Source organism: Botryobacter ruber (assembly GCF_003347595.2).
Lineage (GTDB): Bacteria > Bacteroidota > Bacteroidia > Cytophagales > Hymenobacteraceae > Pontibacter > Pontibacter ruber_A.
In genome coordinates this window covers 91206-109699 of record NZ_QCZK02000053.1, presented here as the reverse complement: position 1 = coordinate 109699, position 18494 = coordinate 91206, and the positions used below count along the sequence as shown (strand labels likewise).

Annotated in this window: 19 protein-coding genes; 8 read left to right on the top strand and 11 right to left on the bottom strand. The window is 49.6% G+C overall.

Going from position 1 to position 18494, the window contains the following annotated elements:
* Positions 1-394: 394 nt before the first annotated feature.
* The 7 genes from DCW36_RS17765 to DCW36_RS17735 all read right to left on the bottom strand — a co-directional run bounded on the left by DCW36_RS17765 (position 395) and on the right by DCW36_RS17735 (position 9445).
* Entirely contained in the window at positions 395-3145 is a 2751-nt protein-coding gene (locus DCW36_RS17765; RefSeq protein ID WP_114781438.1) for an alpha-d-galacturonidase, read from the bottom strand.
* Positions 3146-3576: 431 nt separating this feature from the next.
* On the bottom strand, positions 3577-4221 hold the full coding sequence (locus DCW36_RS17760) for an acetate uptake transporter (protein WP_114781437.1): 645 nt from the start codon (positions 4219-4221) through the stop codon (positions 3577-3579).
* 493 nt (positions 4222-4714) lie between these two features.
* Complete coding sequence (locus DCW36_RS17755) at positions 4715-5485, bottom strand: LamB/YcsF family protein (protein WP_114781436.1); 771 nt, start codon at positions 5483-5485, stop codon at positions 4715-4717.
* A complete protein-coding gene (locus DCW36_RS17750; protein ID WP_114781435.1) occupies positions 5482-6489 on the bottom strand; it encodes a 5-oxoprolinase subunit C family protein in 1008 nt (335 codons plus the stop codon). The genes DCW36_RS17755 and DCW36_RS17750 overlap by 4 nt, the downstream gene beginning before the upstream one ends.
* Positions 6479-7195: a 5-oxoprolinase subunit PxpB gene (gene pxpB, locus DCW36_RS17745; protein ID WP_114781434.1), complete on the bottom strand. Its 717-nt coding sequence runs from the start codon at positions 7193-7195 to the stop codon at positions 6479-6481. The genes DCW36_RS17750 and pxpB overlap by 11 nt, the downstream gene beginning before the upstream one ends.
* 234 nt (positions 7196-7429) lie before the next feature.
* The gene (locus DCW36_RS17740) at positions 7430-8737 is read right to left on the bottom strand and encodes a dicarboxylate/amino acid:cation symporter (protein ID WP_114781433.1); all 1308 of its coding nucleotides are present in this window, start codon (positions 8735-8737) and stop codon (positions 7430-7432) included.
* A 249-nt stretch (positions 8738-8986) separates the two neighbouring features.
* On the bottom strand, positions 8987-9445 hold the full coding sequence (locus DCW36_RS17735; protein ID WP_114781432.1) for a peptidylprolyl isomerase: 459 nt from the start codon (positions 9443-9445) through the stop codon (positions 8987-8989).
* Positions 9446-9640: 195 nt separating this feature from the next.
* Here DCW36_RS17735 and DCW36_RS17730 point away from each other — a divergent pair, with 195 nt between their 5' ends.
* Positions 9641-10279, top strand: a complete 639-nt coding sequence (locus DCW36_RS17730; protein WP_114781431.1) for a fasciclin domain-containing protein — start codon at positions 9641-9643, stop codon at positions 10277-10279.
* 6 nt (positions 10280-10285) lie between these two features.
* Here DCW36_RS17730 and rsgA read toward each other — a convergent pair whose 3' ends face one another.
* Both rsgA and DCW36_RS17720 read right to left on the bottom strand, forming a co-directional pair.
* Positions 10286-11209, bottom strand: a complete 924-nt coding sequence (rsgA, locus tag DCW36_RS17725; RefSeq protein ID WP_114781430.1) for a ribosome small subunit-dependent GTPase A — start codon at positions 11207-11209, stop codon at positions 10286-10288.
* Complete coding sequence (locus tag DCW36_RS17720; RefSeq protein WP_240676229.1) at positions 11206-12459, bottom strand: 3-deoxy-D-manno-octulosonic acid transferase; 1254 nt, start codon at positions 12457-12459, stop codon at positions 11206-11208. The genes rsgA and DCW36_RS17720 overlap by 4 nt, the downstream gene beginning before the upstream one ends.
* Positions 12460-12614: 155 nt before the next feature.
* Here DCW36_RS17720 and DCW36_RS17715 point away from each other — a divergent pair, with 155 nt between their 5' ends.
* The 7 genes from DCW36_RS17715 (at position 12615) to DCW36_RS17685 (ending at position 17078) form a co-directional block, all read left to right on the top strand.
* On the top strand, positions 12615-13589 hold the full coding sequence (locus DCW36_RS17715; protein WP_125185330.1) for a DUF6843 domain-containing protein: 975 nt from the start codon (positions 12615-12617) through the stop codon (positions 13587-13589).
* A gap of 403 nt (positions 13590-13992) precedes the next feature.
* On the top strand, positions 13993-14202 hold the full coding sequence (locus DCW36_RS17710; protein ID WP_114781429.1) for a helix-turn-helix domain-containing protein: 210 nt from the start codon (positions 13993-13995) through the stop codon (positions 14200-14202).
* Entirely contained in the window at positions 14199-14534 is a 336-nt protein-coding gene (locus tag DCW36_RS17705; RefSeq protein ID WP_114781428.1) for a HipA N-terminal domain-containing protein, read from the top strand. The genes DCW36_RS17710 and DCW36_RS17705 overlap by 4 nt, the downstream gene beginning before the upstream one ends.
* Positions 14524-15471 carry a HipA domain-containing protein gene (locus tag DCW36_RS17700; protein WP_114781427.1) on the top strand — a complete coding sequence of 316 codons (948 nt, stop codon included), beginning with the start codon at positions 14524-14526 and terminating at the stop codon, positions 15469-15471. Before DCW36_RS17705 ends, DCW36_RS17700 begins: the two co-directional genes overlap by 11 nt.
* 79 nt (positions 15472-15550) lie before the next feature.
* A complete protein-coding gene (locus tag DCW36_RS17695) occupies positions 15551-15778 on the top strand; it encodes a DUF2281 domain-containing protein (protein ID WP_114781426.1) in 228 nt (75 codons plus the stop codon).
* Positions 15775-15972 (top strand): hypothetical protein, encoded by a 198-nt coding sequence (locus DCW36_RS22890; protein WP_240676228.1) that lies wholly within the window; start codon positions 15775-15777, stop codon positions 15970-15972. The genes DCW36_RS17695 and DCW36_RS22890 overlap by 4 nt, the downstream gene beginning before the upstream one ends.
* 233 nt (positions 15973-16205) lie before the next feature.
* The gene (locus tag DCW36_RS17685) at positions 16206-17078 is read left to right on the top strand and encodes an NHL repeat-containing protein (protein ID WP_128396993.1); all 873 of its coding nucleotides are present in this window, start codon (positions 16206-16208) and stop codon (positions 17076-17078) included.
* Positions 17079-17266: 188 nt separating this feature from the next.
* Here DCW36_RS17685 and DCW36_RS17680 read toward each other — a convergent pair whose 3' ends face one another.
* On the bottom strand, positions 17267-17905 hold the full coding sequence (locus tag DCW36_RS17680; RefSeq protein WP_114781424.1) for a peroxiredoxin: 639 nt from the start codon (positions 17903-17905) through the stop codon (positions 17267-17269).
* 25 nt (positions 17906-17930) lie between these two features.
* Positions 17931-18395, bottom strand: a complete 465-nt coding sequence (locus DCW36_RS17675; RefSeq protein ID WP_114781423.1) for a Fur family transcriptional regulator — start codon at positions 18393-18395, stop codon at positions 17931-17933.
* Between the last annotated feature and the right edge of the window lie 99 nt (positions 18396-18494).

Here is an 18494-nt window from a genome sequence, read left to right as displayed (position 1 = left end):
GTAAATTCCGACACGAAAGCTGAAAGCTTTCACGATAAAAAGCTCCAAGTTGGAAACTTGAAGCAGAAAAGAGAAAGGCAGTGAGCTGATCAACCTCACTGCCTTTCTCTTTTTTTCCAAACATTCCTCTCTACTCAACTAAACTAAACAACCTGTTCCAGCGGACCATGTCGCTCCAGCGGGCATTCGGGTTTTGTAAACAGTGCAAATTACCAGATCTCTCCCTTCGGTACCATTGACACTTTCAAAAGACCTCGCAGTGTGCGCAGCTCCTGCGAGTGTCTGAGGGCAGAAATCTTTATAAAAACTTTAGGAATTTCGTGTTTCACGGCGGCCAAAGGCCTCGGAATAGTAGACACGGGCGAGGACGCCCGCGCCATTTTACCTACTCAACCTACTCAAACAGCCAGTCAATGTCATTCCCGCCACCGGCCAGTCCGGCATTGTGTATTTTTATTTCACGGTCGCCGTCCATGAAGCCGAGGAGCAGTAAAGCGCCCTTCGGGAGGTTGAGGGTGTGGGTGCCGGGTTTGAAGTAATATGAGTGTACATTAACCGGTGGCATGTCGCCGGCCACGACGGCGTTTGAGATGCGGATGTCACTTTGGCCGTAGTCGTTGGCGCTGGCGTCGGTTTCCAGTTCGGGGGCTTTGGCAAAAGTGGTATCGGGAGCAGCGAAAGCGGCCGTTTTCTTATTGAAGTAGCCTACCAGCAGCTTCACGGGTTTGCTGGTGGTAAAGCGGATGCTGGTGCCTTCTTTGATTTGTTTTTCCCTGGAGTACCGGATGCCTTTCAGGCCCTGAAGTTCTGGAGCCACGGCGGTGATGCGTACCACAGTATCTGAAAAAATCTGCTGACCGGAGGCTACCGTGTAAGCACCTTCAGTTTTAGAGTGGATGGTGACCGGCACATTTTTGAAAGGTACAATTTTGCGCGGACCTGCCGCTTTTGCCGTTCGAAGGGAATCGATGCTTCTTTTGAAAGTAGCCAGCTCCTTTTCGTACACCGGCAGCAGCTCATCCCAGTGAATATACGTGGCGTCTGCGCCGCGAAGCGGAATTTTACGCATGTAGGTCTGCATGCTGTTGGCGTACAGGTAGGTGTCTTTGGTCAGCTTGGTCAGGTCGCGGTAGTGCTGCACGCTGCGCTCCAGGTGCGGCAGTGCTGCTTCAAGGTCCGAAATGTTGTTTGAATATTTGTACTGCAGCACCTGCACCGCTGCCCGTGCTTTTTCGGCGTAGTGGTTGGCCAGGGCGTTGTAGCAGTACATGTCGTTTTTCAGGCGCTCAAATTCTTCTTTGTTTTTAGTAACTGCCCCCGACGCTTTTTCGATGGCTTCTACGGCTTTGCGTCCGTGGGCTACTACCTCGTTGGCTACCTGAATCGGGGTTTCGCCGATGTGCGGCTCCTTTTTCCATTCCTTCTCCGCATACTCGATAATCATTTCGCCTTCCGGTGCTTCCGACTCATAGAGCAGCGTGAACAGGCCGTAGCGGTAGGGGTTGATGAGCTGTGTCATGAGCATGCCCAGCGTGAGCGTCTGGCGGTTGCCGTCGGTGATGCCGTAGCGGCGGAGCAGTTTAGGCGAAATCTCGCCCGCCTGCTCGTGGGCTTCCAGCACATGCTTTCCGTTTTCCGGTTGCATGCCAAACACATCGCCCAGTTCGCGCGACCAATAGGCGACTTCCTGCTGGCGGTTGCGTTTGGAATCCCAGGCGTAGCGAGCCCAGGCTTTGTACCACATCCAGTCGCGGTCTACCTGCAGCAGGCGCTCGTCGGTTTTATCGGCAGCATAAGGCCAGTCCCAGTAAGATGCCTGCGGGTAGAGGTGCAGCCCGTTCGACTCGTAAATCTCGTGCATGGCTTTCACCGATTTCTGGATGAAGTCCGGTGAACTGTAGCGGAAAGGTTCCAGGTTGGCCAGGATGTGTACGTTTTGCACATGTACGGTGCCGATTCTGCTCAGGGTACGGTGCAGTTCGGCCCATTTGCCACGCGGGGTGTAGGTGGTGAGGGCTTCGCCGTTGTACTTGGCCATGGTGTAGAGGTTCTTGTACAGGGGCAGCGCCGCTTTCATCACGCGGGGGGCGTCGGTGTCGTGGGCGCGTAGGACGATGGGTGGTTCCGTGGTCTGGCCAATCGCCTTCAGCCCGTCCTGCACACCCGGAATAATCGTTTTCGTGAACCAGTCTACATCGTCCTGGCCTACGCCTTCCATGGCTTCGCCTAGGGTAATGAGCAGGCCTACGTTCGGGTATTTTTCCACAAAAGCAGCGATGGATTTGCGGGTGTAGTCGGAGAGCAGGGGCGTGATGGGACGGTTGCGTTCCTGAGTTTTGATGTTATGATGTTCGGCAAATGGCTTGGAAACGATGATGTTGTAGAACATCTGTATCACCCAAATGCCGCGCTTGTCGGCTTCTTCGGTCAGGAAGCGGAACATTTCTTCGTTCTTCTTAAAGGTAGCATCGTCTACCTCCACAGCGTACGGATAATCCGGCAGGCGCACGAGGGAGGCGAAGGGGTGGCCGTTCCAGAGGTAGAGGGAGTTGTAGCGGTTCTCCACCAGCATGTCCAGGTACTTTATCCAGTGGGCCTTGTCGTAAAACCAGGGAAACGTTTCGGGGGTGTAAGGATATTCGTACACGTGGCGGCCCGGCAAAAAGTAGGGCTTCTGAACGCCGATGGCGGTGCCGCGCAGCACCATCTCGGGCTGGTCGGTGAGTTGTAGGGTGGCAGGCAGCTGGCCCTGCTCCTCCAACTGCTCAATTACTTCCATCGTGCCGTAAAGCGCTCCGGACGCATCGGCCCCGGTAATGGTCATCGTGTTATTATCGGAGGAGATGGTAAAGCCTTCCTTACCGGGAGCAGAGGCTGTGGTGGCTGGTGCAGCAGTACTTTGTGCCTGCGTTATAACGATTCTACGGCCTTTCCCAGCTGCTTTCTGCTGCGTTACTACCTGCGCCTGGTAGCCTTTTTCTTCCAGGGCTGTGCGTAAGCGTTCTGCACCATAGGCTAGCCTGGCATGAGCAGCCTCCGGGATTACAATGGAGACGGCTTCCTGTTTGGAGGAACTAACGGAAGTTTTGCTGCAGGAAACAAAAAGCAGGAACAAGAGGGGGAGTAGCAAGAAGAAACGCTTCATCTGGTATAATTCTAAATGAGTGTCTTTGGTAAATGTAAACAATGGTTTTAAGCAGGAAAATGCAGTTTTCATTTATTTCTGTTTTATAAATGAAAATAACATTTAAATATAAAAGTAAATAAGGAGAAAGCCGCTTATAACAGGAGATTTCTTTCAAAAAGCCTTCATGGTGTAAAGCTGCTACGGGTAAAGTACAGTTTATGGCAGCAAAATTACTTCTTTTTCAGCGGGAGGAGGGAGGTATAGGAAAATTGGTTTTACTGAGGTGTTGTGCAGAAAATGCCAAAGGAAGAGCTGCCCGGAGCGCGCAAAAGCCTGTACGAGGCTTTCCGGCTCGGTACAGGCTTTTGCGCTGCTGCTCCTGCCTGTCTGAAGGCGCGTGTACAGGTAGCCAGCAGCAGTGGGTGTGGTGACGGGTGTAGCAGAAAAAATTAAGCTGTAGCTAAGGCTCTGGCTGCTGGTACAGCAGATTTTTTAGCGGCCTTTGGTTTCTTTACAGCTCCCAAAGGCAATACAGTTTCCCCGTAGACTTCGTTTAGTACCTGTGCCAGGCAGGCATACACCGCACTAAGTCCGCACACAATTCCTTCGTAACCGGCTATTACCTTGATCTGGTGGCTGCCGGTAAAGTCGGCCAGGGCAAATAAGAAAAATAACAGGGTCAAGGTGCCAAACACAACCTGCAGGGCACGGTTTAACCTGAAAGTGCCTGCAAACATGCCTGCGGTAAACAACCCCCAGAAAAGGAGAAACCAGCCCATCGAAACGGGATCTGCTGCTTCGGCGAGGCCCATGTTGGGTAAAACCCAGGTAGCAACAAGCGCAAGCCAGAAGGAGCCGTAAGCGGTGAAGGCGACGGTGCCGAAGGTGTTGTTTTTCTTCCACTCCATTAAGCCCGCAAAAACCTGGGCGATGCCCCCTACAAATATTCCCATTCCCATGATCATACTGGTTAACGGGATGAGGCCTGCATTGGCGAGGTTTAACAGGATGGTGGTTAAACCGAAGCCTATTAAGCCGAGTGGTGCCGGATTGGCGGAAGAATCTGTAATTCTGATTGTTGTACTCTCGTTCATTTTGCCTGTAAAGTGTTGTTTAATAAGTTGTTGCTAGATTATGGCAAATACTATTTATTCGCTTCCATATAAATATTTCTCCTTCTTGTCATCCCTTTCGGGATCTTGTGGGCAAGCTGCAGAAACATCTGCTAATAGCAGAATCGTAATGGAAGATCCTTTTTCCTATATGGTATTAGTTGCCTTTGTTTAAAAGAAAATGTAATAGCGTTTACGGGACCAATATTAGGTAAAAAACAGAAACAGGCGTTGCGAACGACAGATGATATAAATCATTTATAGCGAAGGAGTTTGCCTTGTTCATGATAGCATTTTTTCTAGAGAGGGTGGGTGGCTTGTGCTGCTATTTTCATTTTAAAGGAACAGCAGTGGCTGTGGTGGTAGGTGCTGCAGAGCTAAACCCAACAAAATAAGCGCAGGCAATGTCGTAGATCCCGAAAAATTTCGGAAAAACCGGTAAATGCATAATATAATTACAACTTTCGGAGGAGCTTTAAAGAAGCTGGGCAGCAACAGCAATGTTTTCGGCAAGAAGCGCTTCCCGTATCCGGCGGGCAAATGGAATAGCATGTGGACCATCGCCGTGGATGCAGATGGTGTCGGCCTGGATGGGAACGGCTGTGCCTTGTACCGACATGACTCTTCCTTCTTTCACCATGCTTATTACCTGCTTTACCGCCTGTTCCTGGTCGGTGATAAGAGCATTGGGTTGGCGGCGGGAGGTCAGGGTGCCGTCTTGCTGGTAGGTGCGGTCGGCAAAAACTTCGCTGGCTGTTTTAAGACCCAGTTTTTTCCCTGCTTTTACCAGTTCGCTACCGGCCAGGCCGTAGAGTACCGCCTCCGGGTATAGCTTATAAACTGCTTCTGCAATGGCTTCGGCCAGACCGCTGTTTACAGCTGCCATGTTGTACAAGGCGCCGTGCGGTTTTACATGATGCAGCGTGCCGCCTTCTGCTTTTACAAACGCTGCCAGGGCTCCAGCCTGGTACACCACCATGTCAAAAACCTCTTCCGGCGTAACGGCCATTTCGCGGCGGCCAAAGCCCACCAGGTCTGGTAAGCCCGGGTGTGCGCCGATGGCTACTTGTTTGGCAAGTGCCAGTTGCACTGTCTTTTTCATGACGGAGGGGTCGCCGGCATGGAAGCCGCAGGCGATGTTGGCCGAAGTCACGAGGTCGAGCATGTCGGCATCATTTCCTAAACGGTAGGCGCCAAAGCTTTCGCCGAGGTCGCAGTTCAGGTCGACGGATAAGGCAGGTTTCATGCTCTGAATTTAAATTCGAGTCCTTGTTTACATTGCTCCAGGTGGTATTCCTGTTTCAGGTACTGCATCTGGGCTTCCTCCAGCGACACTTCTTTGAACCGGATAACCTTCCCGGGCGGCACCTGGGCCAGCAGGGGCAGGTCGGCTGTAATTACCTGGGCAACGCGCGGATAGCCGCCTGTTGTCTGGCGATCGGCCATCAGGATGATCAGGCTGCCTTTGGGCGGCACCTGCACGGTGCCAAACGTAACGGCTGTTGATATCAGTTCTGTTTTGTGCGAAAGCGACAGCGTAACTCCCAGCAACTGGTAGCCCATCCGGTCCGACTGCGCCGTAACCTGGAATTTCTCCTTCCAGAGGTACATTTTGCTCAGTTCCGATAGCCGGTCATACTCCGGCCCACGCAGCACCTGGATTTCAGGGTTTTCCTGGTACACCGGATGCACATGCGGATCGACGGCCCATTTGGTTTCGCAGAAGGAATGTCCGTTTCCGGAGGCCTGCAACTGCTCCAGCAGCGGCAGTACTTTTTCCGGAAATTCATTGCAGGGAATCACGTCGCCGGCTTGTAAAGCTCTTCCCTCATAACCGCCTACAGCGGCCCGGAGGTAGGTGGCGTAACTGCCCAGCACCTTCGGTATGGCAAAGCTCCCGGAAAAGGCAACGTAGGTGCGGCAGCCTGTGGTAGCTGATCCAAGTTTGAGCGTACTGCCTTTTTTTACAAATACCGGACGCCACATTTTAATGGGCGTGCCGTCCACAGCAGGCGCCATGTCGGCACCTGTAACGGCTATTAACTGGTCTGAGGCGAATTTTACCTGCGGACCTGTGATGGTTGCTTCGAGAGCGGCGTCTGATTTCAGGTTTCCCACCAGCAGGTTCGCAATCCGGAGGGCAACGGTATCCATGGCGCCACTAACCAGGATGCCATCTTTCTGATACCCGTACCGGCCCGCATCCTGGATGGTGGTTAATACGCCGGGTTTTATGATCTCAAGACTCATGCTGCTTCTCCTTTAGGGCGTTAAACTGTTTCTCGGAAATAGGTTCAAAGCGAACAATGTCGCCGGCACGCAACAGGCTTGGCGTTTCCCGGTTAGGGTTGAACAGCTCCAGGGGGGTACGGCCAATCAGCTGCCAGCCTCCCGGGGTTTCGATGGGGTAAATGCCCGTCTGGTTTCCGGCTATTCCCACCGAGCCTGCGGGGATGAGGGCTTGCGGCATGTCTTTGCGTGGTGTGGCTAACTTTTTGTGCAGGCCGCCCAGGTACGGGAAACCCGGAGCGAAGCCAATCATGTGCACGATATAATCTGCGCCACTGTGGAGCCGGATGACCTGCTTCGGCGACAGCTTGTTGTGATCGGCCACAAATTCAAGGTCAGGCCCATATTCGCCGCCATAGCACACCGGTATTTTGATTGTGCGGGCTTTCTGTTTCTTTTCCTGCGCTGCCTGCGGCAGGAGTTCCTGCATGTGCGCAACAGCCATGGCATACGGATCATACTTTCCTTTTTCGCTGATGACCCAGGGGTCGTAGTAAATCGTGATGGTGGTGTAGGCGGGTACGTACTCCATCATCCCCGGGAAGGGGTGCTGGTCCAGGTAAGCGGCTATTGCCCTGATCCGTGGGAAAATATTATCGTCTATTTCTTCTCCGAACTGGAGCACAATGGCGGTATCACCGAGTGGGTACAACTGAAATGGGCGCATCTACTTTTGGTTTGATGGTTCGTCCACTATACGCAGACAGTGGTGATGGCAGTTGGTTCAGGTAATAAAAAATTGCTTTTTACCGGGTTTTGCCGCTCCAGCCCAGCAGCAGTGGGTGTGGTGGCAGCTGCAGCACTCTATTTTTTGCCGGTTCAGGTGTTTTTTATTCTGCTGCACCTGCCACCACAGCCTCTGCTCCTCATGTTTGAGCAATAATTTACCTGGTTCAGGTGATCAGGCGTTGATGTGTTCTTCCGGAACAGGGCTTAATTCTCCTTCGGTTCTGGCTACCATCATGCACACGGCCGCGTCGCCGGTTACGTTTACGGTGGTGCGGCACATGTCGAGGAGCCGGTCGGGAGCCAGGATCAGCGCGATCCCTTCAATAGGGATTCCTGCCTGCTGCAGCACGATCACGAGCATCACCACCCCGGCACCCGGCACGGCAGCCGAACCAATGGACGCCAGCGTGGCCGTAAGTACGATGCCCAACTGCGTGTACAGGTCCAGGTCCATGCCGAAGGCTTGTGCAATGAAAACGGCTGCTACTGCCTGGTAGAGACTGGTACCGTCCATGTTGATGGTGGCGCCAAGCGGCAGCACAAAACTGGCCACTTCTTTGGAAACGCCCAGGTTCTTTTCGCAACGTTCCATGGTAACAGGCAGGGTAGCGGCACTCGACGAGGTGGAGAAAGCCAGCATCTGGGCCGGGAAAATGCCTTTCAGGAAGTCGGTATATTTGGTTCTGCCGACCGTAATAACCAGCAGCGGGTACACCACAAAAATAAGTACCGCCAGCCCGGCAATAACCACCAGGCCATAGTAGCCCAGCACCAGCAGCAGCTCCAGCGCCGCACCCGGGTCGTCGCCGGCGAACTCCACCACCAGCCCCGCCAGCAAGGCAAATACCCCATACGGAGCAGCCAGCATAATAAGGTCCACCATCTTCAGGACCACCAGGTTTACCCCGTCAAAAAAAGCAACAACAGGCTGTGCCTTGTCCGGAGGAATGAGGATGAGGGCAATGCCGAACAGGAGCGCGAAAAAGATAACCTGCAGCATTTTGCCGTTGTCGGTGATGGAGGAGAAGATGTTGGCGGGCACAATATCTACCAAAGGCTGCAGTGGCCCTTCCTGCTTTACTTTTTCGGCATCGGAAGAGCGTTGGGTGGTGGCGGAGGCGTACTGCTCCTTAAACTCCTCGCGCTTTTGCGCCGAAAAGGCATTGCCCGGTTTAAAGGTGTTTACCAGCACAAGCCCGAGTACAACAGCCACTAAGGTAGTGAGCAGGTAAATGCCGATGGTTTTGGAGCCGATGCGGGAGAGCTTGCTAATGTCGGAGAGGCTGGCAACGCCGGTGATAAGCGATACCAGCACCAGCGGCACGGCAATCAGTTTGAGCAGGTTGATGAAAATGGTGCCGAAGGGCTTTATCCAGTCGATGGTAAAATCGATGAACCCGGCTGAACTGGCCAGTATTCCCCAGAGCACGCCCAATCCCATTCCAATAATAATCTGCCAGTGTAATGCTAATTTCTTCATAAGCCAGAAGTGGGCCGGCGGCCGGTAAGGCAGCGGCTATTATTTAATTTGCTGTTGTGCTGTACACCTGACCCGTCAGCTGTTAATCTGCTGAAGTAGCGGTAAGCAACTATAAAGCTAAGTATAAATCTGACGCAGGGGGTAAAAAGGCAGCCTAAATTTCAGGATAAATCGAAACAGGGAGCAGGTACTTCACAATAAAAGCCGCTTTGCAGGCGGCTTTTATCTGTAAATATAACACAGGGTGTGTTAGTCTTCGTTTACGACAATTTTCTCGATACGGTCGTTTGCTTTGATCTGGTCTACCACATCCAGGCCTTCCACCACTTTGCCGAAGCAGGTGTGGTTGCGGTCGAGGTGGGCGGTGTTTTTGCGGCTGTGGCAGATAAAGAACTGCGAGCCGCCGGTGTTGCGTCCGGCATGCGCCATCGACAGAACGCCGCGGTCGTGGTACTGGTTTTCGCCGGTCAGTTCGCAATCTATTTTATAACCGGGGCCGCCTGTGCCGGGCACGCCTTTTGCGCCTTCCCGTGTGTTGGGGCAGCCGCCCTGTATCACAAAATCAGGAATAACGCGGTGAAACGTAAGGCCGTCGTAAAAGCCTTTTTTTGCCAGGTCTGTAAAGTTCTGAACGGTTTTAGGAGCATCTTTCTCGTAAAATTCTACTTTCATGACGCCCTTGGAGGTGTGTATTTCGGCGGTTTTCATATTGCTTTCTTTTAATGTAACATACAGTAACTGCTGCAAAAATACGGAATTTAACCGAAGCCTGCCCTATTATGCCCGGAAGGCTATAAAAATGGATTAAAAAGTTATGTTTTATGGCAAATATGTGTAACTCAAGTTGCAGAATTGGAGTTAAAACAGGTGAGGGTTATTCTATGGTGAAAAGTTTACAAAGCAATGAGTTATAATGAATTAGGGGGTTGGGGTATTGCTTTGTTCCTGGTAATATCCTTCGCAGGCTGTGGTACGGAAGCAAACAGCGGGAAGCAGGTCAAGGCTGAAGATCTCTCCGCTACTGACAGCAGCGAAATTCTTCCCAAAATGCCTGCCGACACGAAGGAAGTCGTACACATCTTAAAGACAGTTCCGCTGAACCAGTACCCAATGGTGCCGTCGCACAATATCCCGGAAAACATTTCGCGGGTAGACACGCTGACCGAGTTTTCGGCGCTGCTGAAGTTGTCGGGTATGGTAAAGAAACTGAATGGCACGGGACCTTACACGGTGTTTGCGCCCAGCGATGTTGCCTTTGAAGCAAAGTACGGGCAAACGCTCAAAGAGCTGCTGAAGCCGGAGAACAAAGAGCGCCTGCAGCAACTGGTAAGCACCCACCTCATTGCCGGAAAACTGACGGTCGCAGACCTGCAGGATGGCGCCACGCTCATTACAGCAGGCGGACAGCAGCTGAAGGTGGCCAAGAAAGGGGGCGAAGTCAGGATAAACGATGCCATTGTGGCCATGCAGGATGCCGATTGCCGCAATGGCGTGGTGCATGTAGTGGACAAAGTGCTGGAGCCTGCCAAAAAGTACGAGTAAACACAGCTACTTCCTGTTATCCTCGCCCTGCAGCATGCTCAGGTAGCTTTCGTAGCGCGTCAGGGCAATCCTGTTCTCGCGAACAGCCGCTACAACGGCACAGCCCGGCTCGTTGGTGTGGGTGCAGTTGTTAAAGCGGCACTGGTTCAGGCGCTCCCGCATCTCCGGGAAAAAATGGCTCAGCTCGTTTTTCGGGATATCCACAATGCCCAACTCTTTTATTCCGGGCGTATCGATGATGAACGTTTCCGGGTCTACCTCAAACATTTCGGCAAACGTGGTGGTGTGCACGCCTTTATCCGAAAAGGACGAAATCTCGGAAGTTTTAAGCGCCAGGTCCGGTACGAGTTGGTTGATAATACTCGATTTTCCCACACCGGAGTGGCCCGAGAAAAGACTGGTTTTGCCCTGTATCAGTTGCCTGACGGCTTCCATCCCCTCGTTTTTCAGTGCCGAAACGGCCAGCGTGTTGTAGCCAATCTGCCCGTACATATGGCTGATCTGCCGCTGGTAGCGCTCCATGTCCTGGTCGTACATGTCGGTTTTGTTGTAGATGAGCATGGCGGGTATGTCGTAGGCTTCGGCGGTAACCAGGAAGCGGTCGATAAAACCGAACGAGGTGCGCGGCGACACCAGCGTTACCACGAGCAGCGCCAGGTCGAGGTTGGCGGCAATGATATGGGCATGTGCCGACTTGTGTGTCGATTGCCGGATGATGTAGTTGCGGCGGTCTTCTATTTTATGAATAACGGCCGATTTTTCCTCCACATCCTCCACATCGAACTCCACCCGGTCGCCCACGGCCAGCGGGTTGCTGACTTTCATCCCTTTCAGTTTAAACTTGCCGCGCAGGCGTGCCCGGTACAGCGTGCCGCTCTCGTCGCGTACCAGGTACCAGGAACCGGTGGATTTTACAACTACTCCTTTCATGCCGTTTGTTTTAGCAGGCGTTTAACATCTGTGAGAATGGTGGCGGTGGCACCTGCCTTTTGTTTTACGTAATGTTTTTCCTTCTCGGATATGCTTTGGCGTAATCCGGGGGTAAGGTGCACCTGCTCAAATGCCGCCAGCAGACCTGCCGCATCCTGCACCGGGAAAGCACAGCCCAGGGCCACCAGTTCCTTTGCCTCCTCAAACTTGCTGTAGCGCGGACCGAAGAAGAGCGGCAGCCCGAACACCGCCGCCTCCAGCGTGTTGTGCAGTCCTTTGCCGAAGGCGCCGCCAATGTAGGCATAGGTGCCGTAGCTGTAAAGTGAGGAAAGCATGCCGATGTTGTCAATTACGAGCACGTTAACGTTTGCTGCACCAGCCTCCACAGCCTCTGAATACCGAATAGCGCCTTCGCCCAGCTGCTCCATCAGTTTGCCGATGCTGCTTTCGCTTATTTCGTGCGGCGCAATGATGAATCTGATGTGCTGCCGGTACTTTTGGATGAGCGGAAGCAGTACTTCGATGTCCGGCGGCCAGCTGCTGCCTACCACAAACACCTCCTGCTGTTGCACAAAATCAGCTACCACCGGTATCGTCTTTACGGTTGCTGCCGTCTGCAGCACCCTGTCGAAACGGGTGTCGCCGGCAACGCTGGCATGGGTGATGTTAATGCTTTGCAGCAGCTGTGCCGACTCCTGGTTCTGGGTATAGATGTGCGTGAAGTTGCGCAGAATGGTTCTGTAGAAGCCTCCATAGCCTCTGAAGAACACCTGCCCGGGCCGGAAAATAGCGGAGATGGAAAGTGCCGGAATATTTCGCTTGTGCAGCTCCTGCAGGTAATAGTGCCAGAACTCGTACTTCACGAACACTGCCAGCTTTGGCTGTACCAGCTCCAGGAAGCGGCGGGCATTGGAAGCGCTGTCGAGTGGCAGGTAAAAGATAAAGTCGGCGCCGCTGTAGTTTTTGCGCACTTCGTAGCCGGAAGGGGAGAAGAAGGTCAGCAGCACTTTGTAGCCCGGAAAGGCCTCCCGGAACGCCTCGATCACCGGCCGCCCCTGCTCAAACTCGCCCAGCGAGGCGCAATGAAACCACACCACCGGCGCCTGGTTGTGCTGCAGGGCCTGCCTCAGGTTCTCGAATTGCTTCACACGCCCTTCCCGCATCAGCCTGGCCTTTTGGTTAAAAGGAGCCGCTATCGCAATGGCAGCACGGTAGGCTTTCAGCCCGATGTTGTAGAGTAGCTTTGGCAAAGGGTACAGGTGTTTGGTTCGTGCTGCAAATATAGCGGTTTGGCGGGGATTGGCGGCTGCAGGCGGTTGTAGTATTCGGTTTATCTGTTATATTTGGTAGGGGGAAGGAGGGGGGCGGTATATAATATCGTTAAAAGCCATTTTAAAAGACGACAGTGAGCAGACCATTTATTATAAAACTTCTAAGCGGACTAATAAACATATTGACATGTTTGGTTGCTGTGACAATTGTATTATACAGACAAGACTGGTTTGGCAAAGGTGACACTTATGCTTTTGTTTTTTGGACTGTTCCACTCGCAGTTGGACTTAGCGTAACAGGCAATACAATCATACATCTGTTTCGGGTAAATTCATTCTTATTACGGCTGGTTTTTATCATTCTAACTGCTTTTATGCTTTCACTTGGTTGGGCATATTGTGTTGCGTTGGCATTGGGACCGTGGATTGGTGCCTTTAGCATTCCAATTCTCTATTTATGGATTGGCGGTTCTATTCTTCAACTGCTATTTCTTGATTGGCGTTTACCAAAACCGACAGGAAAACCAAAGACTTCAAAGGTCATACTTGGACTACTATCTTTTCCATTGACTTTAATTGTTGTGGTTGTCGGTATGTATTTATTTTCTTTTGCCAGTTCATATTTTACACGCCCTGAAAAGGAAACTTACTTAATTCCTGAAGGATACAAAGGAAATGTTCTTGTCATTTTTAATCAATCAGACGGAGAAAAACCTGAATACGAAGATGGCAGACGAATTTATAGAATACCTCAAACGGGAGTTTTATTTACTCAATTCAAAGACGAACAAGGAATAATCAATCAAGAATACTATTACATTTCTCCAAACGGACAGAGACGAAAACTGGGCGTGCTGGACACAAGAGATTTTAATGAGGAATGGACAACAGAAAAAAATCCCCATGAACCACCACGAGACAGTTTAGCTGTTTTTAATCCTGGGACAATGGGAACCATGGGTGGCATGGGTGGCTCAGACGACAATAACAGTAAAGTTTTTTTAGGGCTTTCAGTTGGCACATACAATGACATGAAAAACTTAAATGACTTTAGTAACGACTATGTTGACAGCTTACAAAATGCAAGACGAAAGAAAAACGGCTTATAACAGCAACTAACAGAAAGCGGCAGTGAAGTGGTTAGGTGAAGGCTTGTGTTTCTATCAAAGGCTGTGCTTTGTTTGACAGTGAAGTGCTTTTAAATCGCCACCTTTAGGTAGCTGCGAAACGTTGCGTACCATACTCCTCCAAGAAAAGTTCTTTTATATTGCCTGCTAACGTTAACAGAATCATTGATAAAAATTTGAAAAACATTTAATAGTGAGGTTGTAAAGTTAGAATTTAAATTCAGTCACAGTCCATTTAACGCCTGTATTATATGTTATAAAATATAATATAGGCATTATCTTTTGAGTGTATGCTAAAACATATAATTATCTGTTCTTAAAGTTTATTATATGTAATTGAATATAATATATTAATTTCGTACATTGTTATATTCTAAAGCATATAATGAAACAATTAGCAGAGTTTGTTAAAGAACGTAGAAAAGGAGTTAATCTTACTCAAGAAGAATTTGCTGAACGTGCAGGAGTTGCATTAACAGTGATACGTAAAATTGAACAAGGTAAAACGAATCTGAATATGGATAAAGTAAACCTGGTTCTCCGCATGTTTGGGCATGAATTAGCTCCTGTGAATAGGAAAGATTTGAGTGAATGAGACGCGGAAAGGTGTATTATAAAGAACATTTGGCTGGCATCGTTACGGAGACAAATGAAGGTGAATATGTTTTTCAGTATAATGCGCAATATGTGAAAGAGCATCCAAATGATTTTATTACATTCACAATGCCAGTAACAGATAAGCCCTATACCGATAAACGACTTTTTCCATTTTTTGAAGGATTGATTCCTGAAGGGTGGTTATTGAACATCGCTTCCGAAAGTTGGAAAATAAATCGGAATGATCGAATGGGATTATTGCTGGCATGTTGTCAGAATTGTATCGGTGCTGTAAGTGTTGAACCAATACAAGAAGTAGATGGAGAATAGGTGCTTGTATTGCTATGAGCCTGTAGAAGCAGGACATGACTTTCATAAAAAATGTTCTTTAGAGTTCTTTGGAACTCCAACACCTCCACTAATAGAATATTCGCTAGACCAAATGGATGAGCTTGCGAAAAATGTGGTGGAACGCAGTGTTGCGGTACCAGGTGTTCAGGCGAAATTGTCTATGTCATTGGTAAAAGAAACCAAAGAAAAATCGGATGCTCGTTTAACTGTAGTTGGTGCATTAGGAGGTAATTTTATTTTTAAACCTCCATCTGATCAGTTTCCTGAAATGCCTGGAAATGAACACGTAACTATGCGAATAGCTGAAAGCTTCGGAATTCGGGTTGTACCCTCTTCTTTGATCCGGCTGGCCTCGGGAGAACTCTCCTATATAACCAGACGTATAGACCGGACAGAAACTGGAGAAAAGATCCATATGCTCGATATGTTCCAGATCACGGAGGCATTCGATAAATATAAAAGCTCCATGGAAAGAATTGGAAAAGCACTTGAAAGCTATTCTAGCAATACGCTACTGGATAAGATCTTCTATTTTGAATTGGCACTTTTCTCCTTTCTTACTGGAAATAATGATATGCACCTGAAGAATTTCTCCATGATTGAAAGCCCTTCCGGTTGGGTATTAGCGCCTGCATATGATCTACTGAATGTTTCTATCGTAAATCCTGAAGATGATGAAGAGCTGGCACTCAGCTTAGTAGGTAAGAAAAAAAAGTTGAAGCGAGAACACTTTGAGCAGTTAGGTACAGGGCTGGGGCTTACGGATAAGCAAATACAGAGGGTTTTTAACCGAATGGTAAAGAATAAATCTGAAGCGCTAAGCTGGATAGACCGTTCATTTTTATCTGATAATATGAAGATCGCTTACAGAGAGGTGCTTGAAGAAAGATACAATCAGGTAGGACTAAAAGAATAAAACAGCACACAACAGCTAAAAAGGGTTAGACAGCACAAATGGATTTAAAAATGCGTTAACTAGAAAAAAGGCTGATGTGATGACAAGAGAAATATTAATACAAAAGACGATAGATCGGCTCTCCAGGCTTCCTGACCAAAAATTAAAAGAAGTGTCAGATTTTGCAGAATTCCTCTTGAACAAGCTAGAGGATAGAAATTTAGTAGAAGGAATTAAGCAGGTAGCAGCGGATTCAACATCTTTCAAGTTCCTGGAGGATGAAGAAGACCTCTATTCCGCATCGGACCTGAAAGAGCGCTACAAATGAAAAAGGAAGACTTTGTTCTAATTCCTTTTCCTTTTACAAATTTAACAGGAACAAAAAACAGACCTGCGTTAGTATTGTTTGGTTCTGATGAGGATATAACTGTTTCGTTTATTACTACTCAGCTAAAGTGGCAGAAAAATTTGACGTCAGACTTGAGCCATCCAAAGAAAATGGAATCAAAAAGACTTCCCTGATCCGTTTAGCAAAATTACGACTATTGACAAAGAACTGGTGATCGGGAAGTTAGGGCAACTAACTGATTTTGAGATACAAGAGGTCAACCGGGGATTAATTGACCTTCTTGACCTAAAATAAAAACAAACGCCACCTCCTCTTCTGAAAATTCTGTAGCCTCAGCTACTAACTTCCTTACGTTCAGACCGTAAAGAATACCCTGTGAAATTATAAAAAAATGGAGGGATGATTTATGGGAAGGTTAATAAGTACATTTTTATTTTCACTTTTACTGGCTACCGGTTATAGCCAGGTGAATGAATGTCCGGCGAAATGCAAGGAGTTAATCGGGGTGTATGTGCTGGAACAGGGGCAGGAGATGCACGATGAAATAAACGAAAGCTCCGGGCTGGAGATTACCAGCGACGGCAACCTCTGGACGCATGGCGATAGCGCAACGGGGGCAGAGTTATCCAAAATAACACCAGAAGGGAAATTGCTGGCAAAGCTGGAGTTGAAAGATCTGAAGAACGACGATTGGGAAGACCTGGCGCACGACAACAAGGGAAACCTCTACATTGGCGACTTTGGCAACAATGGGGGCGACCGGCAGAACCTGCGGATTGTGAAAGTGCGTGAGAGCGACCCCAAAGCGGCGCACCAGGTCATTCACTTCACCTTTTCAGATCAAAAGAAGTTTCCGGCGGCAGAAGGCAGTGAGCTGTTCGACTGCGAAGCCTTTTTCTGGCACAACGGGCAGCTTTATTTATTCAACAAAAACAGCACGTGCCAGGATTATGTGCGGGTATACCGCCTGCCCGACCTGCCTGGTAAGCACGAAGCAAAGCTCATCGACAGCCTGCAAATCAATTCCAAGATCTCGTCGGCCGACATAAGCACCGATGGAAAAACAGTGGCGTTGCTGGGGTATGAAGAAATATACCTGCTGCAGCTGAATGGCAGGAATAACTTTACGAATGGAGAAGTAAACTGCCTTAAAATACCAGGCCTGGGCAAATCGGAGGGAATTGTTTTCCTAAACAGCACCGACATGATGGTTTGCAACGAAGAAGGCGTGATTTTTAAAATAACCAAGCTGAAGAAGGGGGAGAAAAAGAAGTTGTAGCCGATGCTGCTACTGCAATGCAGGCAATACTGCAGTCTTGCAGGAGCAGAGGCAATGGTGGCAGGTGCAGCAGAATGTTACTGCACCTGCCACCATTGCCTCTGCTCCTCATCAGCAGGGTCAGAAATAAAAAAGAGGCTGCCCTTTTTCGGACAGCCTCTTTTGTGCAAAACCTGTGTAGGGAGTGCTTAGTGTGCTCTTTTTGCCAGGTAGTTGGAAACACCTTCTTTGGTAGCCTGCATGGCTTCTTTGCCTTCTTCCCAGTTGGCCGGGCAAACTTCGCCTTTTTCTTCGAAGTACTGCAGGGCATCTACCATGCGGAGCGCCTCGTCGATGCTGCGGCCAAGTGGCAGGTCGTTTACCACCTGGTGGCGTACAATACCTTCTTTGTCGATCAGGAACAGGCCACGGTAAGCCACAGGCTCGCCCACAAACGTAACTTCGCCTTCTTCGTTGTACTCGTAATGCCCGGCCAGCACATCGTAGTTCTGTGCAATGGTTTTAGAGGCATCGGCCACAAGCGGATAGGTAACGCCCTGTATACCACCCTGCTCCTGTGGCGTGTTGAGCCACGCGAAGTGGGTAACGTGGGTATCGGTAGAGCATCCTACCACGGCCACACCCTTGCGCTCAAAATCAGCGATTCTGTCCTGGAAGGCCAGGATTTCGGTAGGGCACACAAACGTGAAGTCCATTGGGTAGAAATAGAACAGGACATGTTTTTTGCCCAGGTATTGCTCCAACGAGAAATTTTCTTCGAACTCTTCGCCGTTCACCACGGCTGTCGCTTTAAAGGAAGGCGCTTTTTTACCTACTAATACTGCCATTTTCAATAGTTTTTAAGTTAATAATCTATTTTGATACTTGGGTAATGCGTATTTGTTGTCCGGGAGCTTTCTTCTTTCCCGTTAGATGCACGGTAATTGTTTGGATATCAAAGTTTTCCAGGTGTCGGCGTCTGAAAAAATCGGTCAGCAGCTGCGACAGTTCATCGTCTTCAAAATCAAGAATTTCTTTGGTGTTGCTGCAGTAAATGTGGTTATGGGCAATGGTGTTAACATCGTAGCGTTTGCCGCCCTCTTCCGAGAGCACCCGCCGGATAAAACCGGTTTCTACAAAGGTATCGAGTGTTTTGTACACCGTACCCAGCGAAATACTCGGGTTCGCCGGCTGCAGGTGCCGGTACACCTCTTCTGCCACAGGATGCTGCCCGTGCAGTGCCATCAGCGCTTCGTACACCACAATACGCTGGTGCGTAGCTTTTAAGCCCGCTTCGCTTAGTCGTTTCCGAAGTTCCTGCCTGTCTGCAAACTGCATTTACCTGCTCAGTTAAGAAAAATTCTTACTTGATAAATATTCCTGTAAAGATACGGCAAAGAAGAAGAAGGTGCAAGTGTAGCCGGGGCGGAAGGTGGC